The sequence below is a fragment of the Amycolatopsis japonica genome (assembly GCF_000732925.1).
GTDB classification, from domain to species: domain Bacteria; phylum Actinomycetota; class Actinomycetes; order Mycobacteriales; family Pseudonocardiaceae; genus Amycolatopsis; species Amycolatopsis japonica.
Window position 1 is genome coordinate 5,978,601 of the sequence record NZ_CP008953.1, and the last position, 23,500, is coordinate 6,002,100.

The window sequence follows — 23,500 nt, forward strand, 5'->3', positions numbered from 1 at the left end:
ACCGGCCGTAAACGAACCGTCCTTGTACAGGTCGGTCGGCCGTCTTTCCTCGGTAGCTCAATTGGCAGAGCAGCGGGCCGTTAACCCGCGCGTTGGAGGTTCGAGTCCTCCCCGGGGAGCCAGGTGGCCGCTCGCTACGTGCGAGCGCGACAGGCCGGTGGAAACCACCACGGGATGCGGGTTCAACTCCCGCCAGTCCGGCCACAAGGGGATCAGGCGACTGGTCGAGCATCCGGCTTCCAAACCCGGCGAACGAGGTTCGATTCCTCGGGTCCCCGCAAACGCCCCGGAACCGGCTCTGCCCACGGCACACCGGCCGGGGCTTCGTCTTCCATCCGCGCCGACAGGAGGCCCATGACGTTCCGATTCAGCCTCTTCGGCCGAGAGGTCTTCGCCATCGAGCTGTTTGGAGCCACTTCCGGCGGCCCCGAGTACACGGCCGAGTTCGACGAGGCCGGCGACCTCATTCGCCTCGGCGCGTACACCGAGCTGGCTGACGACGAACCGGCCTTCGAAGACCGGCTCGAACTGCCGTACGGCTTCAGCCCGCCCAACGAGACCGACTAGGAGGTGAACGGGAGTGCGGAGCACCACGGTCCGCCTCCCGGACCTCATCCCGGCCCCGGCCCACGTCATCGGGCCGACGTGGCGACGGCTCAAGACCGGCGGCTACTGGCTGCCCGAGCGCTCGCTCGGCTGGGAGATCATCAACTGGATGGCCATGTTCTTGGCCATGCCCGGCGATCCGGACAAGCCGTTCCTGCCGACACCGGAGCAAGCGAGGTTCCTGCTCTGGTGGTACGCGGTCGACGAGAACGGCATCTTCGCCTACCGCGCAGGGATCTTCCGGCGGATGAAGGGCCACGGCAAGGACCCGTTGGTCGCCGCAATGTCGCTTGCGGAGTTGTGCGGCCCGGTTGCGTTCAGTCATTTTGACGAGAATCGTCAGCCGGTTGGGAAAAGGCGCGCGAGCGCCTGGGTCCAGATCGCCGCCGTGTCGCAGGACCAGACGCGGAACACCTTCACACTTTTCCCCGCTATGGCGACGAAAGCGCTTCGGCAGACGTACAGCGTCGAACTGAACAAGACGATCATCTACGCCGACGGCGGCGGCATGATCGAGGGTGTCACCTCCAGCCCCCTGGCGTTGGAAGGTAAGCGACCCACGTTCGTGGTGCTGAACGAGGTCCAATGGTGGGTCGAGAGCAACGACGGCCACTCGATGTACTCGGTGATCGAAGGTAACGTCACCAAGTCCTCGGGCGGTGTAGCGCGCTACCTCGCGATCTGCAACGCGCACGTCCCGGGCCAGGACAGCATCGGCGAACGCCTGTGGGACAACTTCCAGGCCGTTCAGTCCGGTCAGGCCATCGACACCGGCATCCTGTACGACGCGCTTGAAGCTCCGGCGGACACGCCGGTCTCCGAGATCCCGTCGCCGGACGATGACGTCGAAGGTTACGAGGCCGGCATCGCCCGGCTTCGTGCCGGACTCGCGATCGCCCGAGGCGACGCGGTCTGGTTGAACCTCGACGTCATCATCGCGTCCATTTTGGACACGAACAACGCGATCACGGAATCGCGACGGAAGTTTTTGAACCAGATCAATGCGTCTGAGGACTCTTGGATCGCGCCGAACGAGTGGAACCACCCGGCCATCCGGATTCCGGATTTGGCACTCCAGCCGGGCGACATGATCACACTCGGGTTCGACGGTTCGAAGTCGAACGACTGGTCTGCACTGGTGGCTTGCAGGATCGAGGACGGGGCACTGTTCCCGCTGAAGGTCTGGAACCCCGAGAACTACGGCGGGGAAGTCCCGCGCGGTCAGGTAGACGCGACGGTCCGCTCCGCGTTCGAGCGGTACAACGTCGTCGCGATGCGCGCGGACGTTCGCGAGTTCGAGTCCTATGTGGACTCTTGGGGTAAGGACTTCAAGCGCAAGATCAAGGTCAACGCCTCCCCCGGCAACCCGGTGGCGTTCGACATGAGAGGGCAGCAGAAGAAGTTCGCCTTCGACTGCGAGCGGTTCCTCGACGCAGTCCTGGAGCTGGGTCTCCTTCACAACGGCGACCCGGTGCTGACGAGCCACATCACGAACGCCCACAGGCGACCGACCAACTACGACGCCGTCTCGATCGGGAAGGCCAGCAAGGACAGCTCGCGAAAGATCGACGCGGCTGTCTGTGCCGTCCTCGCGTTCGGCGCAAGGCAGGAATACCTCATGTCCAAGAAGCAGCGTTCAGGAAGGGTAACGGTGATGCACTGATGGCCAGCGACAACATCGCCCTCCTGACGAAGCTCGTGCACGACTTCGACGGGCGACAGGATGGCCTCGAAAGCAACCTGTCCTACTACGACGGTTCCGCCCAGCCTACCCAGATCGGACTCGCGACCCCGCCGAACATGCGGAGCCTGCTCGTGTCCATCGGGCTATCCCGGACCTACCTCAACGCGATTGAGGAAAGGTTGGATGTCGAGGGCTTCCGCATCTCGGGCAAGGCTCGCGCGGACAAGCGGCTGTGGGAGTGGTGGCAGGCCAACAACCTCGACGAGCAGTCGAGCTTCGGTCACACCGAATCCCTCATGCACGGGCGGGCCTACATCCTCGGTTCCGCACCGGACCCGGAAGACCCACTCGATGACCCCGAGGTCCCGAAGCTGACGGTCGAGGGGCCCCAGCGCGTGTGGGCAGACATCAACCGCCGGAACGGCCGCGTGAAGAACGCGGTCCGCGTCCTGCGGGACGACGTCACGTACGCGGCGGATAACCCGGACCCGGACTACGTCACGCTGTACACGCCGACCACCACCACGGGCTACATCAAATCCGGCCGGCTGGGCTGGACGATCGATTTCCACGTCGAGCACAACCTGGGCGTCGTTCCGGTCGTGCCCCTGCTCAACCGGTCTCTCCTGTCCGACCTCCACGGGGCTTCCCAGATCACCAAGGACATCCGGTCGACCACCGATGCCATGGCGCGGACGCTGATGAACCTTCAGACGACCGCCGAACTGATGGCGGTCCCCCAGAGGCTGCTCTTCGGCGTCAAACCCGAAGATCTGACCGACGACCCAACGAACTCGTACAAGGTCTTCCAGGCGTACATCGCCCGGATTCTTGCGTTCGAGGATTCGGACGGGAAGGCGCAGCAGTTCTCCGCCGCCGAGCTGCGGAACTTCACGGAGACGCTGGACCAGCTCACCAAGAAGGCCGCATCCGAGACGGGTCTCCCCCCTCAGTACTTGTCGTTCACGTCGGACAACCCGGCCTCCGCCGACGCTATCCGCGCGAGTGAGACGCGGCTCGTCAAGCTCGCCGAGCGCAAACAGCGCATCTTCGGCTCCGCGTGGGAACAGGCGATGCGGATCGCCTTGCTGCTCATGGACGGGAAGCTCGATCGCGAGGCACACCGCATGGAAACCCTCTGGCGGGACCCGGCAACGCCGACGTTCGCAGCGAAGGCCGACGCGGTCGTGAAGCTGGCCACCGCATCCACTCCTGACGGCCGCCCGGTGATCCCGGTCGAGCGCGCACGAATCGATCTGAACTACACGGTCGAGGAGCGTGAGGAGATGGAGAAGTGGGACAAGCAGAGCGCCACAAGCCAGCTCGCCGAACTGGTGCGCCCGAAGTTCCAGGAGCCGGGGCAGCCCGACCCGAACCAGAAGCCGGAGGCTGACGCCGCATGAACGCCCAGGAGTACGCCGACCGGCAGGCCGGGATCACCCGCGCCCTGATCGCGCTCGTACTCCAGCTCGTCGGCATATTCCGCGCCCCCAAGCTCTCCCGACGGGACTGGGGGAACCTGCTCGCCGCGCTGTACCCGCACGTCGATGACGCGCGGAGACAGGCGGCCGAGCTGGGCCGGGAGTTCTTCGACTCCCAGCGGGAGCAGCACCTCCCGGACCTTCCCCGCCACAACACGCTCCTCCCCGCGTACCACCCGGAGTGGTTCGCAGAGGCGATGGAGCCCGCGCGGTTGGCACTCAGCAGGCCAGGAGCCCCCGAGGAAGCCGCCGCGCAGGTAGCGCTACGCGCTGCTAAGGAGGTCGAGAACGGCGGCCGGCGGGCAATCCTCCGCGCGGTCGACGCCGACCCCGTGGTGCGGGGCTGGGCTCGTGTGGCCACCGGCCGTGAGACCTGCGGCTGGTGCATGATGCTCGTCTCCCGGGGCCCGGTCTACACCTCCGCCGACGCGGCGGGCCTGGACCTGAACGACACGTCTGCCGCCGAGCTGTGGCAGAAGGCGGAGTCCGGCGACCTCGAATCCCGCGATGTAATCGACGAGCTGATGACCCGCTGGCATCCGGGCTGCGACTGCAAGGTGGTTCCGGTTTTCAAGATCAGCGACTGGCCGGGCCGAGACGCGTGGAAGCGCGCTGAAGACGCCTGGAAGAAGTACACGAAGGGCTACGGCGGGCTAGACGCGCTGAACGCCTTCCGCCGCGCGGTGGAGAGCGGCGAGCTAGACGTCCGCGACTTCTCGATCGCGGCCTGACACAAGCAACTCCCCAAGCGCCCCTGGTGGGCGCTTTTTTCATGCCCAGGAGGCAAAACCATGACCGAACAGGCCACCACCGACACCACCGAGGGCACGACCGAAGGGACCCAGGAGGTCCACGACGTCAACACGCTCCCGGAGTGGGCCCGCGACAAGCTGACCAAGGCGAACACCGAGGCAGCCAAGTACCGCACCAGGGCCAAGGAAGCGGCCAGCTCGGTACGCGCAGAGGTAGAAGCCGAGTTCGCCGACAAGCTCGCCGAGGCCACCAAGGCACAGGACGCCCTCGTGTCCGAGCGGGAAGCGGCGAAGCTCGAAGGCGTCAAGCTGCGCGCCGCGTTCGGCGCCCTCATCGGCGACCCCGACAAGGCCAAGGAAACCCTGAGCCGAGCGGAGGAATTCGCCGGGCTGATCCAGGGGTCCACTGTGGACGAGATCGGCGAGCACGCTGCGAAACTGGCCGGTCTCTTCGGCACCAGCACCACCCGCGCGCCTGCGGTCGACCGCTCACCGGAAGGCGGCGACACCGCGCTGGCGCTCAACGGTGACCCGCTGCTCCAGAGCCTGAAGTCCGCTCTCGGCATCTGACGCCGCTCTTTCGACGACCCAATTTGTACGACGGACAGTGTCCGTTGTTAAGCAAGGAGCATCCTCCATGGCGATTACCGCCCCCACCAAGACCAGCGACTCCCAGTTTTCCGGCTTCCTGAGCCCGGAGAAGGCCGCGCCGTACTTCGACGAAGCCGCGAAGTCCTCGGTCGTTCAGCGGCTGACCCGCAAGGTCCCGCTGGGCATCAACGGCCAGAACATCCCCGTCGTCACCGGCAAGATGAGCGCGGGTTGGGTCTCGGAAGGCGGCCAGAAGCCCTCCAGCAACGCGTCCGTCGGCCTGAAGACCATCAAGCCGGAGAAGATCGCGGCCATCGCCGTCGTCTCCGCTGAGGTCGTGCGTGCGAACCCGGCCAACTACATGGGCCTGCTGCGCCCGCAGATCGCGGAGGCGTTCGCCCTCGCGTTCGATGCCGCTGCCCTGTACGACAAGGGCCCGGACGGCGCCGCAGGCGGCGGCCCCTTCGACACCTTCATCAACCAGACCACGAAGCAGATCGAGCTGGGCACCGCGACCCAGGCGAACGGCGGCATCCACGCCGACATCGTGGCCGGCCTGAAGGCCCTCGTGGACGACGGCAAGAAATTGCGCGGTTTCGCCCTCGACGACCGGGTGGAGCCGACGCTCCTGTCCGCCGTGGACTCGACCGGCCGCCCGATCTACGTCGACACCCCGCTGGACGAAACGGCCGCCGCCGTGCGGCCGGGTCGCCTGATCGGCCGTCCGAGCTTCATGTCCGAGGGCGTGGGCGAGGACACCCCGGCGGGCGCGGGCACCAAGTACGTCCTCGGCTTCGGCGGTGACTGGTCCCAGGCCGTCTGGGGCGCCGTCGGTGGCATCAGCTACGACGTCTCGACCCAGGCCACCGTGACCATCAACGGCACGCTCGTGTCGCTCTGGGAGCACAACCTCGTCGCCATCCGTGCGGAGGCCGAGTACGGCTTCCTGGTCAACGACCCGGAAGCGTTCGTCCGGTACACCGAGACGACTGCCTGATAGGTGACTGCCCGCAAGGGCGAGGCCCGGGAGATCCAGCGGGTGATCTTCCCGGGCGGGACGGTCGGGACCGTATCGGTGGCGCAAGCCCTCCGGTGCGGCTACCGGCCCCTCCCTGAGCCCATCACCGAACCCGCCACCCCGTCCCCCGCAGAGCCCACCGATACGGCCGCTGAGAAGCCGCCAGCGCGGCGAAGCCGGGGCCGACGGACCCAGACACCCAAGACCGCCTAGGAGGCGCCATGGCGTACGCCACGACGAAAGACGTGAGCGACCGGTTCATCCGCCCCCTCGACACCGACGAACAGCGCGTCGTAGCCACCCGGCTCGACGACGCCGAGCGGATGCTCCGCCGTCGCGTTCCCGATCTTGATGACCAGATCGTCGCTGGCACCATCGACCAGGACGACGTCGTGATGATCGAGGCCGACATGGTCCTCCGGCTCATTCGCAACCCCGACGGCTACAAGTCCGAGACCGAGGGGGACTACTCGTACACGATCTCCGCTGAAGTGGCCTCCGGCCGGCTGGAGGTCCTGCGCGACGAGTGGGCCCTCCTCGGCGTCCGGTCCAGCACCTACGTCATCGCACCGGAGTTTGACCTTCCCTGGAAGTCGCGCCCGCTCAACTGGTGGGAGCTGAACCTGTGAGCCTCCTCGACCGCACGAACGAGACCGTCAGCATCTACCCCGAGGAGCACTACACCGACTCCGACGGGAACCTGATGACCCGGCCGTCGAAGACCGGCATCGTCCAAGACGTCCGGATCTTCCCCGCCGCGCAGTCCGGCACCAGCTCCCGCAGGTCCGAGCAGGACAACGAGGGCTTCGAGTCCGAAGAGGTCTACAAGCTCCGGCTCCCCCGCTCGTGGACTGGCGGGGATCTCGGGCTCCAGTCGTACGTGTACTGGGACGGCTCCTACTGGGCCGTCATCGGCTACCCGATCCGGCACAGATTCAGCCGGCGCACCCGCCACCAGCTCTACACCATCCGGCGGTCCTGATGGCCTACGTCTACTCGGACAGGACCGTCAACCGGATCGTGTCCCGCCTGGAGGGTGTCCGCGCGGCAGTCGCCGACGCGGCACTGGAGATCGCGGCCGACGCAGAAGCACGACTCGCCGGGCACCGCGAAACCGGACGCGCCCGCATCGAGGTCGAGCAGGGCCGCGTCGACTCTTACGTCTACCTCGTGGACGAGGCCGCGCTGTCCATCGAGTTCGGCCACTGGGTGGAAGGGGCGTACAAGCCCAACGTGCCCACGTATGTCGAGGGCCTGTACATCATCTCCGGCGCGGCCGGGCTGATCTAAGGAGCTGAACCCGTTGGCACGCACAATGCCCCGGGTCCAGGAAGTCCTCTTTCCCGTACTGCGCCCCAAGTTCCCGGGAGTCACTTTCGTGTCCTGGGAGCCGAACGTCACCCGGCGCCAGTACCCGATGGTCAAAGTTCGTCGCCTCGGCGGGATCTCCGTTGATCCACGGCGTCTCGACAAGCCGACTATCGAACTGACCTGCTACACGAGGGAAGGTCTCGTCGAGACCGAGGACCTGTACCTGGACGTCCGAGAAGCGATCTTGGACATGGTGGAGAGCCAGACGGTGACAGAGGCCGGCTACCTCCACTCATATTTCGAAACGATGGGGCCCATCCAGCTCGATTCCGAATTCGACGACACGTGGCGAATTCAGGGACTGATTCAGCTCGGTGTCCGGCCCCCGCAAACCTAGGAGTAGGGCCACATGGCACTGAACAACGAAGCGGTTCTTACCGCGTCGAAGGGGTACATCCTCACGGGCGCCGTTAACGCCACCGAGCCGACCCCGGCTCAGATCAAGGCGTTCTCGGAGACCACGCCCCCGTCCGGACTTACGCTGCTCGGCCACACGAGCCGCGAGGACCTTCCGGAATTCGGCTTCGACGGTGGCGACACGGAGACCCGGGGTACCTGGCAGAACGAGGCCCTGAAAGAGGTTGTCACCGATCCGGCCGTCGAGTACGTGACCTTCAACCTCCTCCAGTTCGATGAGGAGGGCCTGTCGCTGTACTACAGCCGGGCAAACACCGATACGGGGAACGGCGTCTACCGGGCCAGCCCGAACACGAAGCCGAACGAGCGCTCCCTCTTGATCGTCGTCGTGGACGGCGGACACAAGGTGGGCTTCTTCGCCCCGAAGGTCAGCATTCGGCGTGAGGATGCGATCTCGCTGGAAGTCGACAACTTCGGCGCGCTTCCGCTGCGAGCGACCATCCTGTCGCCCGGCGCTGGTGCGGAGCCGTTCGCGTGGATCGACGAAGACGTGATCAACCCCGCTGTAACCCCCTGATCCATTTTGTACACCGGACACATTCCGGAGTTCAAGCGGGGGCCCGGACTCTTGGCGGACCGCCGGGCCCCCGTCCTCTCTCGACCTGTCCGCCGCCGTTCTAAGAAAGGTTCGCCGCCATGACCAACACGTACTCCCTCGACAGCCTGAAGGCTGACCTGGATAAGGAATTCGCCCCGCTGAAGCTGGAGGTCGCCGGTGAGGAGCTGGTCCTCCGCAACCTGATGCGCGTCGGCGAGAAGGACAGGGAGGCCGTCCTCGGCGCGCTGAAAGCGGTCGAAGCGCTGAACATCGACGAGGAGAACACGAGTCCCGAGGACATTTCGGTTCTGGCTCGGCACATCGAGACGATTCTGGTGATCGTGACCGCCAACGGAAAGGGCCAGAAGCTGGCTGACGCCGTGAACGGCGATGTCGCCCTGTCCATGCGGATCGTCGAGCTTTGGGTGGAGGCGACCCAGCCGGGGGAAGCGGAGAACTCGCCCGCCTGATCGACAGGTACGGCGAGTACATCCTCGCAGATTTCCAGCAGTACTACCGAATCGACCTCGCGGACGTGCTGAGGCCCGGCAGTGGCTTGTCCGCCCGCCGGGCTCTCGCCCTCCTCCGCCAGCTACCGATCGAGTCGGCAACCGTCGCCCAGCTTCGCGGCGGCCCCGAGTTCCGGGGCTGGGGCATCACGCAATACCTGTTGGCGGACCTCGTAGACGCAGTGCAGTTCAACACGCACGCATTCATCTCGGCCAACTCGAAGAAGAAGCCGAAGCCACCGCAGCCGTTCGACCGGCCGGAGTCGCGCGCCAAGCGCAAGCGGGGCAGCAACTCGTTCGCAGCTATGGCCATGCGGCGGATTTCCGCTGTGGCGAAACGGAAGAAGGGTGTAGACCACGATGGCGAAGGGCCCGGGGACTAAGAACACGGTCGGCAAGGTCGGCGTCAAGGTCACCCCCGACACGAGCAAGTTCGCCGAAGAGCTGAAGGCGAAGCTCGAACAGATCGAGAAGAACGCCCGGGTAGAGATCCCGGTCGACCTCGACACCAAGGAAGCCGCTGCCCAGTTCCAGGCCCTGAAGGCTCGCCTGGAGGCCCAAGAGATCAACGCCAAGGTCAACGTCGACCAGAGCGGAATTCGCCGTCTCAGCAGCTCCCTGAGGGCGATCGGCCAGGACGGCAACCTCTTCACCCGCCTCGGGCAGAGCCTCAGCAGCGCGGGTGCCAGCGCCGAACGTATGGCTCAGGCCATCGTCACGATGCGCCGGGAGATGGCCGCGATGGCGGCCCAGACAGCGATCTGGGCGGGGCAGGTCGTCCGGTCTGTCGTATCGATCAACAACGCGAAGACGGCATGGACGGGGCTCCAGCTCGCCGCGCTCCGGGTGGGCGACACGCTGTCGAAGATCCCCAGCCTCGCCGGCCTCGCTCGTGACCTCGCTCTTACCGGACGAATCGCCGGGATGCTCGCAGTCGACAAGGTCCAGGCGTTCGGTAAGTCGATCGCCAGCGCCAAGACGTACACCGAGGGCTTCAAAACGGCCATGACGGGCGTCGGCGTCTACGCCATCAAGGCGTCCGACGCGGTCAGCAACCTTGGCAAGCGGATCAAGTCCATCACCTGGAACGACGTCACGAACGGACTCCGCAACGCCACGCGCTCCGTCGCAATGTTCGGACGCTCGGTCAACAAGAACATGGGCAAGAGCGTCGACCGGACGATTCTGGGCGTAGGCAGGGGAATCCGTTCCGCGTTCGACGGCGCGAGCTCAATTTTCAAACAGATGGGGGACGCGGTCGGCTCGGCCGCCGGAAAGCTCGGCGAACTGGGCCGTACCGGCTGGATTCTGGTTGGCGTCGTGGTCCTCCTGGCGCCGCTGATCGGCCTCATAGCTGGTCTGCTGGCGGGCCTGCCGTCCCTGGTATTCGCTTTCGGCGGGGCGATCGCGGCGGTCGCGCTCGGGTTCGAAGGCATCAAGAAGGCCGCCAGCTCGTTGGGGCCGCAGGTCGACAAGCTGAAGGCGTCGCTCAGCGACACGTTCGCCAAGGGGCTGACTCCGGTCTTCCAGCAGCTCGGCCAGATCTTCCCCGTCCTACAGACCGGCTTGAACCAGGTCGCGCAGGGCCTCATCCCGATGGCGAAGGCGTTCACGGACGTCGTCACGTCGGCGGCAGGGATGCAGCAGATCAGCAACATCCTTGCGAACACGGGGAAATTCTTTACCGCGCTCGCGCCGATGGTCACTCAGTTCATGCAAGCGTTCCTCACGCTCGCCGACGTGGGCTCCCAGTCCTTCGGTGTGCTGAGCGGTGTGCTGGTCGACTTCGCCACCCAGTTCAACCAGATCGTCAACAACCTCAACGCATCCGGCGCACTGACGAGCGCGCTCCAGGGCCTCGGCAAGGTGACCGGGTCGCTCCTGTCGATGTTCGGCCGGCTGTTCGAAGCGGGCGTGGTGGCCATGGGCCAGCTCGGCGGACCGCTCTCGACGTTCGTGGACGGGTTCGCCAATGCCCTCGTGGCACTGATGCCCGCGCTGACGTCGATTTCGGGTCTGCTGTTCAACGTCCTGGGCAAGGCGCTCTCGGCAATCGCACCGGTTATCGAGAAGTTGACCCCCGCCTTCACGATGCTCGCCGACACGCTCGGCTCGCTCCTCGTGGGCGCGATCGACGGCCTGGCACCGATCCTGACGGCACTGGCCGAGATCCTGGGCACGGTCATCCTGACCGCCCTGCAAGCACTTCAGCCGGTGATCCCGCCGCTCGTGCAGTTCCTCGGCCAGCTCGGCAAGGTCATCGGCGACGCGCTTCTCCAGGCGTTCCAAGCACTTTCGCCGCTGCTCCCGATCATCGCGAAGGCGATCACCGACATCCTGATGGCGGTGACCCCGCTACTTCCGGCGATCATCCAGCTCGTCCAGGCGGGACTTCAGGCGTTCCTCGCGATCGTGATTCCGTTGATCCCGCTGCTGATCCAGCTCGTGCAGACGGTGCTTCCGATCTTCGTGGAACTGTTCCAGTCGGCCGTCCCGGTCCTGGTACAGGTCGCCCAGGCAATCGCCCAGATCCTCCCGCCCATCGCGGAAATCGTCGGCACGATCATCACGGCACTGATGCCCGTGTTCGAGGGCGTACTTGCCTTGGTACAGAAGGTATGGCCCGGAATCCGGGACATCATCCAGGGCGCCATGAAGATCATTTCCGGGATCATCAAGTCGGTCATGGCCGCGCTCAAGGGCGATTGGACCGGCGCCTGGAACGGGATCAAGGACGTCGTTTCCGGGGCGTGGCAAATGATCAAGGGCGCCGTGAGCGCCGCGATCAACACGGTAATCCACTACGTCCGCGACATGCCCGGCCGGATTCTCAGTGCCCTTGGGAACCTCGGAGATCTGCTGTGGAAGGCAGGTAAGGCGATCATCGACGGCCTTCTGCGCGGCCTGAAGGCGGCCTGGGGCGCGGTGACGGATTTCGTCGGTGGCATCGCGAGCTGGATCAAGAACAACAAGGGCCCGATCTCCTACGACCGTCGGCTCCTTGTCCCCGCCGGTAAGGCGATCATGAACGGCCTCCACGAAGGACTCTCGCGGGACTTCGAGAAGGTCCGGTCCCTCGTCACCGGTATGGGCGACCGAATCGCGTATGCGTTCGATGGTTCCTCTGTCGGCTCCGCGTGGGCCCAGTCCGTCCGGGACGGCACCCCCGAGGCGATCAGCTCTGTCGAAGACCTCATGAGCGCGGTCAACAAGACCGCATCCGTGGAGTGGCAAGGCGCCGTGTCAGCCGACGGGTTCGGCTCCATCGGAGACCGAGTCGCGGCAGCCCTTGCTGGCTGGTCGGTCGATATCGACGGGGACGGAATCGCCCGTCTCGTGAACAAGTCCAACAACAGGAAGAAGAGGCGAGGGTGATAGACGCAACCTGGTACCTCGGACCACTGGGCGATCTTCGCCCGCTCACGGTTCCCGAGGGCGGCATGAAGACCTCGGTGGTCCGGTACGGAGGCGTCCACCAAGCGCTCTCTGGCGCCCGGACGATGGACGTGACGGGACACCGTGCCGAATACGAGTTCGAGTGGAAGTACCTGGAGCGGTCCGAGTGGATGTGGCTGGAGGCCCTGCACCTCCGCCACATTCCCGGCCCGTTCGCACTGCTAAACCCGCTTCGTAAGAACCGGCTGTCCGCTTCGGCCTCCTCGTTGATCCCTACGAGCGTGACCGGTGTGGGTCTCGACCTGACGCGGTACACATATTCCTGGGACAACTCGTATCCGGCCGACGAATTGGCCGGTCCCGGCGTCCGAGCGTTGCGGCTGGACTCGTGGACTTCCGTAGGCGTGGGCCATATGCGATTCGACGGCTTCCGGCCCACGGCTGTGCGCGTAGGTGAGCAGATCACGGCGTCTGTGTGGCTGAAAGCGCCGGCCGACCCGAGCGCACTGCTTGCACTCGACTACACCGACCGGGACGGCAACCAGGTCACGAGTCCGCCGTGGGAGGCACAGGCGGTGACTTCCGCTTGGGCCCGTTACTCGATCACGAAGACCGTCCCCGCTGGCGTCGCCGGTGTCCGGTTCGCAGTACTCACCGGGGCCGCTGCCCCGGCCATGTCCATGGCAGCCCCACAAGTCGAACTGGGGCCTGCTCCGACTTCCTGGGAGCCGGGGGGTGCCGCACCACGCGTGCTTATCGACCAGCTCGCCTCCACCTCCCCGATCTTCCCCCTGACCGACTGCTCACTGACCCTCTTGGAGGCGTAATGCAGAAGACTGGCGACTCCACGCGGGACGCTGCGGCGGAGGTCGCGATCCTGAGCAATGAGCGCCGGATTCGTCCGCGTGTCCTCGTCGACTGGGACAACGACGGCCAGTACGCCCATGCACTCTCGGACCTCTCGCCGTTCGTATCGAACGCCGTCACGGACCGGAGCCTAAAGGGCTCGGCCCCCGAGGAGCTGATGCTCATCGAGGGTGCGGCAGCGGCTGAGCTGACGTTCACATTCTCTGGTCAGCACGAGAGCCTGCCCATGACTGCCGTCTTCAGCCCGTACAACGGAAACTCGCCGTTCTACCTGAAATCGCTGGTGGGCCAGGAGGTTCAGTACGCCCTCGGCGTAGATACCGTACTCGGCACGGTCTGGTACCCCCAGTTCGTCGGGAACATTCGAACGACCACCCCGGACCGTGCCTCGGGCACTGTCGAGGTCACGGCGCTCGACCGTGTCGAGAAGCTGCGCCGGCCGGTCAACCTGCCCCCGTGGGCGATCTCGGAATACTGGATCACGCGCGGCCGAACTGTGGGACAGCTCGTTACCTCGACGGGCGTGATCGACTCCTGCCTCCGGATGTGCGACACGGCGGCGAGCACGTACCGGCCGACGCTTCGCGAGGACATGGACGTCCCTGACGGATCTATCGATGGCCCCGGGGTGTTCGTCACGGGCAACGGTTCGTACCTGCCGACGATCGGCTGGATGGACAACACCAACGCCGTCACCTACGACTTCCCGGCCACCGAGGTGGACGGGACTCCGGAGTACCGCACGATTGGCCGGCCTCACCCCGGCTCGCCGGACCAGACGATCCGGCCGCAGGCGCTGACCGCGATGCGGGACGCGATCGGGAACAAGAAGGTCTACTGGGTCTCCGACCGCACGCAAATGACGACCGACGGCACGCACTACATGGGTTTCACGCTCGCGTTTGATCCGGCTGACCCCAACACGAACTGGTACCTCACAGCGCCGCAGACGGAGTTGATGTCCTGCCGGATCGGACACCTGAACGTCATCAAGATCGTGCTGCGGAGCGGACAGCTCTGGGCCCGGATCTCGTATGGAGATCCGGGCGACGGCAGCGGCACGCACTACGACTCGGTCAAGATCACGATTCCGGCTGGACAGCAGACCATCGACGTCTTCGCCGTATGGGAGCCCTCGCTTACGACGCAAACGAAGGTGGCCTTCCGCGTCGGGGACTCGAAGATCGGCTGGACCAACGTGGCACCGACGGTCCCCATAACCGCCGACGACCAACTTCTTGGGGTTGTCATCGTCCGGCACGCGATGGCCATGAGCGACATCGGCTACTCGTTCCGGCACATCGGTGGGAACACTGCCGACCCGTTCGAGTTCTCCGAGCCCTGGCTTCATCGCCAGGCGAAGTACGCGGCGGTGCTCGACCCGGGACTGAACCGGTTCTCGTACATGCCGAATCGGGACGGGAGCGATGCGTGGGACCTCATCACCGAGGTTGCGGCGGCCGAGTTTGGTTCGGTCTTCTGGGACGAGGCCGGGAACTTCCGGTTCTGGAATCTGGACACGATCTTGGGGAAGAGGGACAGTCCGGTTAGGACGGTCACCCTGGACCACCTGACGAACCTCCAGATGACCAACTCCTTGGACTCTGTACGGAACACCTACTCGGCCGTTATCCGACGCCGTCGCGCGGTCGATAGGGGAACTGCCTACACGGCCGGAACAGCCGACGAGTTCTACCTGGACAAGGGGCAGATGAAGACGTTCACGTTCTTCCTCGACGACGTCCAGCAGTTCGACCCGAGGCGGCTGACTCGGTTCACGGGCAGGTCCGACTGGACCCAGTGGTGGCCACTGTGGACGGACGCGTCAAGGCAGGGCTACGTGTTTCAGGAGTACCGGAACGGCGCTTGGGCCGAGCCCTTCCTGACAGGGGGGCCGGATGTCTCGTTCCACCTCGACGGCGAGGGCAACGCCACCGCCACGATCTACAACAACTGGGACACGCCGATTCGCTTCTGCACCAACGACGGCGCTCCCGCCCTGCGGGTCGTTGGCACCAAGTTGACCGAGATCGAGACGGCGACGTTCACGACAACGGACCGACCTTCGGTGCTCCAGTACGGTGCACGGAACCTGGAATTGACCGGCGACTGGTACCAGGACTACTACAACGCGGCCGGGATGCTTACGAAGCTCCTGGGCCGCACGAAGCAGCCGATTCCGGCCACAGACGCCGTGGAGATTGCGGGCGACCCGCGTCTCCAGCTCGGAGACTGCGTAGAGGCCACGGACCCTGACGGGTTCGGAGAGCGCCTGGTTTTGCAGATCTTCGGCATCCGCCGGGTGTTCGATGTGGACACCGGTCTCACCGACACCCTCACCGTCGAAGCAGCCCAGCCCGCTGGCGTTGGCCTTTGGGACAGCCCGCAATACGGGCGCTGGGACGAGACTTTCCTTTGGAGCTAACACAATGGCTATTCAGCCTATGGCGAACGCCACCCCGAAGGCGGTGGCGTCGTCCGTCGAATACAACAAGGTCACTGCGAACATCCGGGATCTGGACGCACGCGTCACGCCCCTAACGACCAACATGGGCGACCGGGGAGCCCGGGACACCGTGTACGCCGAGATCCAGAATCTCCGCAACGTCGCGTTGAACTCGACGAGCGGGAACGTGGCGCTCTCAGGCCGACTGTCTGACATCGGCCGCCAGGTGGTGTACGTGCAGCCTGGCGGCGGCACGGCGCAGTCCATCCCGAACAACGGAGTGGCCCACATCCTTGAGTTCCCAACGGTGCGGGTGCCGGATTCGACCATCATCACGGCCTCCGGGACCAATAACAGCGCCTTCATCGTGAAGAAGGCAGGGACCTACGCCATCTCGATGGCGTACCGCCTTACCAACAACTCCGCTGGCGTAGAGACCGGGATCTTGATCAATGACGTGCTCAAGACGGGCATGTCGGGCGGCGTGATCATGGGCGTGGCGAGCTACAACGCCAAGCTCGCTGTGAACGACGTCATTAAGACCCGCCTCTACCACTCCTCCGCAGGTTCTCGGCAAGCCGACAGCGGCGCGGGCGACTGGTCGCACATCGCTATTACCTACCTCGGCCCCGGCGGGTCCTAACTGAACGGGAAAGTATGCCTACCTTCGTTCGCAAGCCCAACGTATTCGATGAGTTTCAGATCACCGAGGGAACTACGCTCGACGATCTCGTGACCTTCGTCGGCGATGCCCCGGGCTTGATCCTGACGGCCCTCGACCGATCCCCCGACGGGCCGGAATTCATCCTCCGTGGTCGGTACACGCCAGGGGATATCACCTCGATCTACCTGGAGATGCGCCCGGGTGGATATTTCCGCATCGAACGCGGACCCATTCGTTTCGGCATCCTCGTGAGCTTCGAGGAGACGAGCCTTTTCGACGAACCGTGGTTCGTCAGGGAGACGTGATTTCGCTATGACCAACCCCACCGATGAGCCGGGCTTCCTCCTACGAATGATCCTCGACAAGCTCAACGTCCTGGACGGAAAGCTCGACGGCCAGTCCGAGAAGCTTGTTTCCCATGAGATCCGGCTCTCTGCCGTCGAAAAGACGCAGGAGGAGCAGAAGACCGCGAAGTCCGGCGCCTGGAAGCAGTGGGCCGCGATCGGCGTAGCAATCCTCGCCGCCCTCCTGAATTGGCTCCTCCCCCTCATCACCAAGTAAGGAGAGACGTGCCCACGTACTCCGAGTACTGGGTGGACTATTCCGCTCGCAAGATATCGGGCGCCGCGATGGCGGCTGCCCGGATCGGCCCTAACGGAGAGCGGTGCACCGGAACGATCCGGTACATCGACGCCCCCCATCTCCTCTCCACGAAGCACACGAACAAGTCCGAGTACGACGACCTGATCGCCCACGGGCTCAAGGTCCGCCTCGTCCACCAGGGCAACACAAAGGACGCCGATTCCGGCTTCCACGGCGGTGTGAGCCGCGCGCGCCGCGCGAAGGCGGGAGCCGACCACCTGGGCTACACCGGGGTCATCTTCTTCACCAACGACCGGACGACCCTCCCGGACCCGGCCGCCTGGCGGGCCTATCTCGACGGCGCTGCCTCCGTCCTGGGCCGGGAACGTGTTGGGGCTTATGGGTTTGCCAACGCACTGAACGCCGCCGTAGGGCACGCGTCAGCCTTCTGGCAGGCCGGCCGCGAAAGCGACCTCGTCCCCCACACGAACGTCTACCAGTGGAACAACGGCCGGGTCTACATCTCCGGCACGGAATGCGACCTGAACAAGGTCATTAGGGACTACGTCCCCGGCGGATCTTCCGCCCCGTCCACCCCCACCACCACACAGGAAGATGAGGACGACGAGGTGTCGTACTACCCGAAGGAACTGCCCGTCTCGATGAACGAGTCGGGCGTGACCCTGCCGTGGGACGGCCGCGCTGCGGTCCTGAACGTCGCCAGCACGGGGACGGTCGTGTTCGTCGGTAAGCCCCTGAATTGGGGCCCTCGCGGCGGAACCGGCGGCGGAGACACCACCGTTCCGGGCGTGAACCCGAGCCGTGTCGAAGTCAACCAGCCGGGCCAGTACCACATCCCGGCGGGCACGACCCGGATCTACTACCGATGGTCCTGCGCCACTCCGCACTTCGTGTGGGTCAAGGCCACCTGATTTCTTACAACGGCCATAGGCCGGAAAGGAACCACATGAACAAGCTCGGCGAGTACGCGAAGGCGATCCTGGCTCTGGTTTTCGGGCTCAGCCCGGCGGCCGTAGTCGGCGTCCTGGCCCTCTTCGGGGTCAGCCTGGACGAAGCTACCGTGACCGCTGTCCTGGTCGGCCTGTCTCCCCTGGTCGCCGCCCTCGGCGTGGCCGTGGGCCCGGCGAACAAGCCGAAGACCCCGAAGACGGCCGGCGAGCTTGACCCCTCGGCCGCACTGTTCGACTCCTGGTACGAGAAGAACGCCTAAGTTGATCAGGTGACGATAGTCACATCGGCAATTTTCGTGGCAGCATAAGCCACGTTTCCCCAGTTCAGGACGGTCGGCCAGCTCAGAGCCGCCCAAGGGGGTCGTTGTACGTATGGCCCCAAGGCGGTTTAGACAGGAAGGTGATAGCTATTGCTGTCACCGCTCTGTCGGGGACTTCCGTTGCTGCGCGGGAACGCCCATCATCGGTCCCATGACCACCCCGAACACCCCGGCTCCCACACCGCATTCGCAGCCCGATCCGTCGAACTCGGACGGTCCTCTGAACAAGCTGATTGACCGCCTCCCGAAGGAAGTCGGCCCCGGCTGGTTCCTTCTCGCACTCCTGGTCCTCGTACTCGGAGTCATCGGTGTCACGTACATCGCAGGCTTCTGGATCGCCGCTGCGGGTGGCCTGATCGGCCTCGCAGCGCTATTCGCAGCGATCCAGAAACGTAAATGAAGCGACGAAAAGCCCCCTCCCCGGCCCCGTTATGGGACTGGAGAGGGGGCCTTTTTTCGTTTCAGGCTTTGGACATCCGCTCGCGGATGTCTTCAGGGACCCGGATGGCGAACTCGAACACCCCGCCGCTCCCGCTGCGCGATCGCCCGAGCATCTTCGCATCGATCTCAATACCGGAGTTGATCAACAGTGAGCGCCGATCCTCGGGAGACGACGCTGCCTCTTCCCACATCGCTCCATAGGTGCGCCCCACAGGCCGGTATTCGATCGAGGCCGGGCGCTGTGGCAGCTTCTCCAACTCAGCTATTTGGTCATCCAGGGCGCTCAGTTGTCGAGACAGGCGGGCGCGTACTCGGTCTGACTCAGCGGAGCCCATCAACTTCACCAACTCGTCCACGGCCTTCTCGGCGGCTTCCAGTTCCGCAGTGTGATCCTCGGCGGGCACGAAGACGGGCTCGTGTACCTCGACCGCCCCGAGCTGCTCCAGGAATTCCCTCTCCGCCATCTCCTCCAGCAGATCAGCGGGGATGGATTGGCCGCAGCGATTCCGACACCTGTAGTAGCGGTACTCCCTACCCTTCACGTTCTGATGGTCACCGTGCAGGTTGCCACCGCATTCCGCGCACTTCGAGACTCCCGACAAGGGCGCCGTCCTGGCCGTCCGTGTGCGCTTGAACTTCCGGAGTTCTACCTTCGAGACCACGTCCTGATACTCACTGAGAGTGAGGATGGGGTTCCGGATCGGCGAGACTGGCTGGGCGTTCTCTCCGCGAACCGTCACGCCCTGGTGCTCCACCTCCCCCACCAGCGCCTTGGATGTCAGTACGTTCTGAACTGTCGCCGCTCCCCACGCCTTCCCCTCAGTTGGCTTGCCGTTCAGCGACCTGAAGTACTCCCTGGGGGCCAACTCGCCCCGCTCCGTTAGGCCGGCCGTGATACCCGCAAGCGACGCGCCAGCGGACAGGAGGGCGATCATGCCCCTGATTACCTCAACCGCGTGAGGGTCCTGCTCAAGCAGCCACCCATCCTCAGTCTTCACCGGCACATACCCGTACGGCGGCTGCCCGCCGGGCCATCTTCCGAGTTCGCGGAGCTTCTGCCTGGAGTCGAGCACCCGCTCCTGCGTGGCCTCCCACTCACCCTGTGCGATCTCCGCAAGGACGTTCGCGATGATCCGCCCCTCGGGCGTCCTCAGGTTGAACGGCTGCGTAGTGCAGATGATGTCCTTATCGTTCTCCAGGCACCATGAGTACAGCGGTGCGAGCTTCAGCCCCGCCCCGAGTCGGTCGAGACGCTTGGCGACTAGAATGTCCCATTGAGCCGCCTTCGCCGGTTCGTTTAGCCAAGGGCCCAGCTCGGGGGCATCGAACGGGCGAATGCTCCGGCTGAAGTCAACGTCTACCGCCCAGCCGACGATGACGTGCCCGTGGATCTTGGCCCAGGATTCGATCGCCTCCCGCTGTCGCTCGACTGACGTCGACTCCTCGGTGAACCGGCTGAGACGCACCCTCCCCAGCACCCGGAGCCCCGTCTGCCTGCGATCTACCTTCTTCGCCATGTGACCAGCATAGACGCTTTGGAGATAACGTCAATTCGGGACGGCGAATTCGGCTCCGAAGGTCTGCATGGTCCCGAGGTTAATGAGAATCCGGGAGCAGGGCCGCGACGTCGGCGTAGGAGGGCGGGGCCGGCGGGAGTTCGCCGCCGTCGCGCACGGCCTCCACCGTGCGCAGCGTGGCGGCCAGCGCCATCCGGTACGGCAGCGACCCGAGGCTGATCCGGGCGACGCCGAGCCCGGCGAGCCCCGCGACGGTGACCTTTCCGGGCAGGAACAGCAGGTTCACCGGCACCCCGACGGCCTTCACCAGCCGCTCGACGTCCTCGGCTTCGGCGAGCCCCGGCACGAACACGCCGTCCGCTCCTGCATCCACATAGGACAGAGAACGGTCGATCGCGGCGCCGATGTCGGGCTCTCCCAGCCAATGCGTGTCCGTGCGGGCGTTGACGAACAGACCGGGGGCGCGGTCCTTCGCGGCCGCGATCTTGGCCGCGTGCCGCACCGGGTCGCCCAGGGCGTCTTCGAGGTTGATGCCCGCGACACCGGCTTCGGCGAGCTCCGCCGCCAGCGCGCCGACCTCGCCCGGGTCTTCGCTGAACCCGTCGGCGAGGTCGACGCTGATCAGCGCGTCGAGCCCGGCGAGCCGCCGCGCCAGCCGGACGGTGGCGTCCTTCGAGGACGGGGCACCGTCCGGCTCGCCCTCGGCGGCCGAGACCCCGAGGCTGGTCGTGCCGAGTGCCGGGAAGCCTTGCGTGGCCAGGAAGGCGGCGGCGCCGAACTCCCAGACGTTCGGCAGGAGCAGCGGGGAACCGGGGACGTGGAGTGCGGCGAAGGCGGTCATGGCACGACGGTAGCCAGCGGACGCTTCGGTGACGGCCGAAGCGTCGGTCCCGGTGGTCGTGAGTGGCAAGGGCGGCTCTCTTGAGGGCAGGCCGAAGGTGTCGTGCGCAGACACGGCACCGCCGGCCGCCGTGGCGGCTCAGGCCGCTGATTGTGTGGATTTTGGGACGTTGGATGACCCGAAATCCACACAGTCCCCTGTCATCCCTGTGTGTGAGCGGGATTCGCTCCGTTCCAGACCGGGTCGAGTGTTGTCTATGAAGGATTGGGGACGTTCACTGTCCCAAATCCTTCATCAACGGATCCAAACGTGGAGGAGCCGAGACGTTCCGCGCCCCGAATTCCTCAGGCTCGACCCACACCAGTGGGTAAGCAAAACGAGTCCCTCAAGGAGTCCTTCACGGACCGGCGACCCACCGGACCGAAGTCTCAAGCCCGTTCCAGAAACGGCGTCAGCAGCTCCGGCACCGACTCCTCCGCGAACAGCAGCCCCTGCTCCTCCCCCGCGTCGTACACCGAGTACGCCCCGGCACCGGCGGCCGTGGTCGCCACGACGGTCAGCAAACCCTTGCGCCGCTGGAAGATCGACTGCTTCACCGTCCAGCCGATCACGCCGTCGCGCTCCAGCGCGAACGTGCTCCGCCGCACGGTGCCGTGCCGTCCGACGAGGTACCGCCCGGTGATCCCGTGCCCCAGGTTGCGATAGGCGTCCAGCGCCAGCAGCACCGACGCGGGCAGCAGCACCACGCCGAGCGCGGCACCGATCACCAGCAGGACGTCGGTCAGCAGGAAGCCGAGGATCGCGAAGATCGCCAGCAGGACCACCACCGAGCCGATCCACCAGCGCAGCAGCCGTCCCCGCGCGGCACGCGGATGCCCGGTCAGCCGGACGGCTTCGGTCGGCGACACCGGTTCGCGCAGCACCGCCGCGGCGATCCGGTTGGCCGTCGCGACCGGCGCGGCGGGCAGAAGCGTGTGGTAGTCGGTCTTGTCCTTGTCGTCGCTTTGGCGCATGCCGGTGGCGATCGCGTCGACCCGCGCCGCGCCGGAGATCCGGTTCCCGAGCGGCTCGACGAGGTCGATGCCGCGCATCCGGCGTTCCTCGATCGAGATCGAGCGCGTGGTGAACAGGCCCCGGCGCACCCGCAGCGTGCCGCCGGCCTCACGGTCGAGCCGGTAGTTCCACCACATCTCGACCCACAGGCCCAGCGCGCCGATCAGGCCGACGAGCATCGCGATCGCCAGCAGGATCAGGATCGCCACCACCAGCGGGATACCGCGGAACAGGCCGATCACCCAGTCGATCAGGCCCTTCTGCAGACCCGCCCATTCCGAGACCTGCATGAGCCCGCCGCCCGCGGCGAGCCCCAGCGCCGGGGTGAGGAACGACATCGGCGCGTAGCGGATCCAGCTCCGGTCGAGTTCGGCCAGCGGCGCGTCCTCGTCGGTCTCCACGGTTTCCGTGCGGCGCAACAGTTCCGCGCGCAGCCGCTCGGCTTCGGCGCGCGAGACGGGGTTGAGCTTGATGCGGCCTTGCCCGCCCGACTCGTGCGAGCCGGTGCCGATGGTCACCACCGCCACGCCGAACAGCCGGTGCAGCGGGTTCGCCGTCAGGTCGACGTTGCGGATCCGCTCGCGCTGCAGGGATTTCCGCGAGCGGAAGACCAGGGTGAACGCCGTCTCCAGGCGTTCCGGCGTGAGCCGGTAGCGAACCCCCTTCCAGTAGAAGAGATCCGCCAGCACGCCGCCGGCGACGAGGACCAGCCCGCCCGCCACGACCCAGGCGAGCGCGACCCAAAAGCTCGCGCCGCCGCCGACGATCGCGGCCGTGGTCGGGATCGCGGCACCGACGGCCGCGCCGGTCATCATCACCGCGGTGACGGCGAGTGTCCGCTTGTCGAGCGTGTTCCAGCCCTCGAATTCGCCCGAGGTCATGTCGCGTCCCCTGGCGTCGCCTGCGTCGTTTCGGTGAGCTGCTCCGCCAGGCTCGCGGCCAGTTCGTGGTCGAGGCCGCGGATCTTGACCGCGCCCCGCGCCGACGCCGTGGTGACCGTGACGGTCGCGAGCTTGAACAGCTGCTGCAGCGGCCCGCGCAGGGTGTCCACGGTCTGGATCCGCGACATCGGCGCGACCCGCCACTCCTGCCAGAAGAACCCGGAGCGCGCGTACACCGCCGTCTCCGTGACCTCCCAGCGATGCACCTTGAACCACCACAGCGGCATCGCGATCACCCACGCCAGGCCCGCCACCGCGAACACCACCGCCGGTGTCAGCAGCCAGAACCGCGCGGGCGTGATGAGCAGCCCGAGCACCACCAGCACCAGTACCGGCGCACCCCAGAAAAGCGTTCCCTGCAGCCGCCACCAGCCCACGACCCGCTGATCCAGCACGTTCCGCGGCGGCCGCAGCCGCACCTTCCCCCGTTCGGCTTCCACCGAGTTCACCCCCGAGCTCGTTTACAATGCGATCGCATCGTAATAACCTGGGAC

General features: G+C 65.7%; 26 protein-coding genes and 2 tRNA genes. 24 read left to right on the forward strand and 4 right to left on the reverse strand.

From position 1 onward, the window contains the following. The first annotated feature begins 46 nt into the window (after positions 1–46). The 24 genes from AJAP_RS27685 to AJAP_RS27795 all read left to right on the forward strand — a co-directional run bounded on the left by AJAP_RS27685 (position 47) and on the right by AJAP_RS27795 (position 18,613). Positions 47–122, forward strand: a tRNA-Asn gene (locus AJAP_RS27685). A gap of 85 nt (positions 123–207) precedes the next feature. Next, positions 208–278: transfer RNA gene (locus AJAP_RS43800), tRNA-Trp, on the forward strand. Positions 279–354: 76 nt separating this feature from the next. Beyond that, a complete protein-coding gene (locus AJAP_RS27690) occupies positions 355–567 on the forward strand; it encodes a hypothetical protein (protein WP_038516720.1) in 213 nt (70 codons plus the stop codon). Positions 568–715: 148 nt separating this feature from the next. Next, a complete protein-coding gene (locus tag AJAP_RS27695) occupies positions 716–2,269 on the forward strand; it encodes a hypothetical protein (protein WP_202965547.1) in 1,554 nt (517 codons plus the stop codon). Next, complete coding sequence (locus AJAP_RS27700) at positions 2,269–3,693, forward strand: phage portal protein (RefSeq protein ID WP_051972607.1); 1,425 nt, start codon at positions 2,269–2,271, stop codon at positions 3,691–3,693. Before AJAP_RS27695 ends, AJAP_RS27700 begins: the two co-directional genes overlap by 1 nt. After that, complete coding sequence (locus AJAP_RS27705; RefSeq protein ID WP_038516725.1) at positions 3,690–4,502, forward strand: VG15 protein; 813 nt, start codon at positions 3,690–3,692, stop codon at positions 4,500–4,502. The genes AJAP_RS27700 and AJAP_RS27705 overlap by 4 nt, the downstream gene beginning before the upstream one ends. A gap of 60 nt (positions 4,503–4,562) precedes the next feature. After that, a complete protein-coding gene (locus tag AJAP_RS27710; protein ID WP_038516727.1) occupies positions 4,563–5,093 on the forward strand; it encodes a hypothetical protein in 531 nt (176 codons plus the stop codon). A 37-nt stretch (positions 5,094–5,130) separates the two neighbouring features. Then, complete coding sequence (locus AJAP_RS27715; protein WP_228694597.1) at positions 5,131–6,111, forward strand: phage major capsid protein; 981 nt, start codon at positions 5,131–5,133, stop codon at positions 6,109–6,111. 242 nt (positions 6,112–6,353) lie between these two features. After that, entirely contained in the window at positions 6,354–6,761 is a 408-nt protein-coding gene (locus tag AJAP_RS27720) for a Gp19/Gp15/Gp42 family protein (RefSeq protein WP_038516734.1), read from the forward strand. Further along, entirely contained in the window at positions 6,758–7,114 is a 357-nt protein-coding gene (locus tag AJAP_RS27725; protein ID WP_038516737.1) for a hypothetical protein, read from the forward strand. Before AJAP_RS27720 ends, AJAP_RS27725 begins: the two co-directional genes overlap by 4 nt. Beyond that, the gene (locus AJAP_RS27730; RefSeq protein WP_038516740.1) at positions 7,114–7,422 is read left to right on the forward strand and encodes a DUF5403 family protein; all 309 of its coding nucleotides are present in this window, start codon (positions 7,114–7,116) and stop codon (positions 7,420–7,422) included. Before AJAP_RS27725 ends, AJAP_RS27730 begins: the two co-directional genes overlap by 1 nt. Positions 7,423–7,510: 88 nt before the next feature. Continuing rightward, entirely contained in the window at positions 7,511–7,840 is a 330-nt protein-coding gene (locus AJAP_RS27735; RefSeq protein ID WP_202965548.1) for a hypothetical protein, read from the forward strand. 12 nt (positions 7,841–7,852) lie between these two features. Further along, positions 7,853–8,437, forward strand: a complete 585-nt coding sequence (locus AJAP_RS27740) for a phage tail tube protein (RefSeq protein ID WP_038516747.1) — start codon at positions 7,853–7,855, stop codon at positions 8,435–8,437. Positions 8,438–8,556: 119 nt separating this feature from the next. Beyond that, entirely contained in the window at positions 8,557–8,928 is a 372-nt protein-coding gene (locus tag AJAP_RS27745; protein WP_038516749.1) for a phage tail assembly protein, read from the forward strand. After that, positions 8,880–9,350: a hypothetical protein gene (locus AJAP_RS27750; protein WP_051972609.1), complete on the forward strand. Its 471-nt coding sequence runs from the start codon at positions 8,880–8,882 to the stop codon at positions 9,348–9,350. Before AJAP_RS27745 ends, AJAP_RS27750 begins: the two co-directional genes overlap by 49 nt. Next, positions 9,328–12,342, forward strand: a complete 3,015-nt coding sequence (locus AJAP_RS42590) for a phage tail protein (RefSeq protein ID WP_051972610.1) — start codon at positions 9,328–9,330, stop codon at positions 12,340–12,342. The genes AJAP_RS27750 and AJAP_RS42590 overlap by 23 nt, the downstream gene beginning before the upstream one ends. Before the next feature lie 65 nt (positions 12,343–12,407). After that, positions 12,408–13,190 carry a phage head spike fiber domain-containing protein gene (locus tag AJAP_RS27760; protein ID WP_148311583.1) on the forward strand — a complete coding sequence of 261 codons (783 nt, stop codon included), beginning with the start codon at positions 12,408–12,410 and terminating at the stop codon, positions 13,188–13,190. After that, on the forward strand, positions 13,190–15,655 hold the full coding sequence (locus AJAP_RS27765; protein WP_038516754.1) for a hypothetical protein: 2,466 nt from the start codon (positions 13,190–13,192) through the stop codon (positions 15,653–15,655). Before AJAP_RS27760 ends, AJAP_RS27765 begins: the two co-directional genes overlap by 1 nt. Positions 15,656–15,674: 19 nt before the next feature. Beyond that, positions 15,675–16,319 carry a hypothetical protein gene (locus AJAP_RS27770; protein ID WP_148311584.1) on the forward strand — a complete coding sequence of 215 codons (645 nt, stop codon included), beginning with the start codon at positions 15,675–15,677 and terminating at the stop codon, positions 16,317–16,319. Between the two features lie 14 nt (positions 16,320–16,333). Further along, complete coding sequence (locus AJAP_RS27775; protein ID WP_038516759.1) at positions 16,334–16,645, forward strand: hypothetical protein; 312 nt, start codon at positions 16,334–16,336, stop codon at positions 16,643–16,645. Positions 16,646–16,652: 7 nt separating this feature from the next. Then, positions 16,653–16,901 (forward strand): hypothetical protein, encoded by a 249-nt coding sequence (locus AJAP_RS27780; RefSeq protein WP_038516762.1) that lies wholly within the window; start codon positions 16,653–16,655, stop codon positions 16,899–16,901. A gap of 8 nt (positions 16,902–16,909) precedes the next feature. Further along, the gene (locus tag AJAP_RS27785; protein WP_038516765.1) at positions 16,910–17,854 is read left to right on the forward strand and encodes a glycoside hydrolase domain-containing protein; all 945 of its coding nucleotides are present in this window, start codon (positions 16,910–16,912) and stop codon (positions 17,852–17,854) included. A gap of 35 nt (positions 17,855–17,889) precedes the next feature. Further along, the gene (locus tag AJAP_RS27790; protein WP_038516768.1) at positions 17,890–18,153 is read left to right on the forward strand and encodes a hypothetical protein; all 264 of its coding nucleotides are present in this window, start codon (positions 17,890–17,892) and stop codon (positions 18,151–18,153) included. Between the two features lie 211 nt (positions 18,154–18,364). Then, a complete protein-coding gene (locus tag AJAP_RS27795) occupies positions 18,365–18,613 on the forward strand; it encodes a hypothetical protein (RefSeq protein WP_038516771.1) in 249 nt (82 codons plus the stop codon). A gap of 61 nt (positions 18,614–18,674) precedes the next feature. On the opposite strand, the gene AJAP_RS27800 is transcribed toward AJAP_RS27795, so the two are convergent. From AJAP_RS27800 to AJAP_RS27815, 4 genes are all read right to left on the reverse strand, one after another. Further along, a complete protein-coding gene (locus AJAP_RS27800) occupies positions 18,675–20,171 on the reverse strand; it encodes a recombinase family protein (protein WP_038516774.1) in 1,497 nt (498 codons plus the stop codon). Between the two features lie 79 nt (positions 20,172–20,250). Then, on the reverse strand, positions 20,251–21,012 hold the full coding sequence (locus tag AJAP_RS27805; RefSeq protein WP_038523962.1) for an isocitrate lyase/PEP mutase family protein: 762 nt from the start codon (positions 21,010–21,012) through the stop codon (positions 20,251–20,253). Between the two features lie 428 nt (positions 21,013–21,440). After that, entirely contained in the window at positions 21,441–22,946 is a 1,506-nt protein-coding gene (locus tag AJAP_RS27810; RefSeq protein ID WP_038516777.1) for a PH domain-containing protein, read from the reverse strand. Continuing rightward, on the reverse strand, positions 22,943–23,455 hold the full coding sequence (locus AJAP_RS27815) for a PH domain-containing protein (protein WP_051972611.1): 513 nt from the start codon (positions 23,453–23,455) through the stop codon (positions 22,943–22,945). The genes AJAP_RS27810 and AJAP_RS27815 overlap by 4 nt, the downstream gene beginning before the upstream one ends. Positions 23,456–23,500: the final 45 nt, after the last annotated feature.

Excerpts from the sequence above, each read along its gene's own strand:
- AJAP_RS27690 (WP_038516720.1), top strand. The coding sequence starts at position 355 with ATGACGTTCCGATTCAGCCTCTTCGGCCGAGAGGTCTTCGCCATCGAG.
- AJAP_RS27695 (WP_202965547.1), top strand. The coding sequence starts at position 716 with ATGGCCATGTTCTTGGCCATGCCCGGCGATCCGGACAAGCCGTTCCTG.
- AJAP_RS27700 (WP_051972607.1), top strand. The coding sequence starts at position 2,269 with ATGGCCAGCGACAACATCGCCCTCCTGACGAAGCTCGTGCACGACTTC.
- AJAP_RS27705 (WP_038516725.1), top strand. The coding sequence starts at position 3,690 with ATGAACGCCCAGGAGTACGCCGACCGGCAGGCCGGGATCACCCGCGCC.
- AJAP_RS27710 (WP_038516727.1), top strand. The coding sequence starts at position 4,563 with ATGACCGAACAGGCCACCACCGACACCACCGAGGGCACGACCGAAGGG.
- AJAP_RS27720 (WP_038516734.1), top strand. The coding sequence starts at position 6,354 with ATGGCGTACGCCACGACGAAAGACGTGAGCGACCGGTTCATCCGCCCC.
- AJAP_RS27730 (WP_038516740.1), top strand. The coding sequence starts at position 7,114 with ATGGCCTACGTCTACTCGGACAGGACCGTCAACCGGATCGTGTCCCGC.
- AJAP_RS27740 (WP_038516747.1), top strand. The coding sequence starts at position 7,853 with ATGGCACTGAACAACGAAGCGGTTCTTACCGCGTCGAAGGGGTACATC.
- AJAP_RS27745 (WP_038516749.1), top strand. The coding sequence starts at position 8,557 with ATGACCAACACGTACTCCCTCGACAGCCTGAAGGCTGACCTGGATAAG.
- AJAP_RS42590 (WP_051972610.1), top strand. The coding sequence starts at position 9,328 with ATGGCGAAGGGCCCGGGGACTAAGAACACGGTCGGCAAGGTCGGCGTC.
- AJAP_RS27760 (WP_148311583.1), top strand. The coding sequence starts at position 12,408 with ATGAAGACCTCGGTGGTCCGGTACGGAGGCGTCCACCAAGCGCTCTCT.
- AJAP_RS27765 (WP_038516754.1), top strand. The coding sequence starts at position 13,190 with ATGCAGAAGACTGGCGACTCCACGCGGGACGCTGCGGCGGAGGTCGCG.
- AJAP_RS27770 (WP_148311584.1), top strand. The coding sequence starts at position 15,675 with ATGGCGAACGCCACCCCGAAGGCGGTGGCGTCGTCCGTCGAATACAAC.
- AJAP_RS27775 (WP_038516759.1), top strand. The coding sequence starts at position 16,334 with ATGCCTACCTTCGTTCGCAAGCCCAACGTATTCGATGAGTTTCAGATC.
- AJAP_RS27780 (WP_038516762.1), top strand. The coding sequence starts at position 16,653 with ATGACCAACCCCACCGATGAGCCGGGCTTCCTCCTACGAATGATCCTC.
- AJAP_RS27790 (WP_038516768.1), top strand. The coding sequence starts at position 17,890 with ATGAACAAGCTCGGCGAGTACGCGAAGGCGATCCTGGCTCTGGTTTTC.
- AJAP_RS27795 (WP_038516771.1), top strand. The coding sequence starts at position 18,365 with ATGACCACCCCGAACACCCCGGCTCCCACACCGCATTCGCAGCCCGAT.
- AJAP_RS27800 (WP_038516774.1), bottom strand. The coding sequence starts at position 20,171 with ATGGCGAAGAAGGTAGATCGCAGGCAGACGGGGCTCCGGGTGCTGGGG.
- AJAP_RS27805 (WP_038523962.1), bottom strand. The coding sequence starts at position 21,012 with ATGACCGCCTTCGCCGCACTCCACGTCCCCGGTTCCCCGCTGCTCCTG.
- AJAP_RS27810 (WP_038516777.1), bottom strand. The coding sequence starts at position 22,946 with ATGACCTCGGGCGAATTCGAGGGCTGGAACACGCTCGACAAGCGGACA.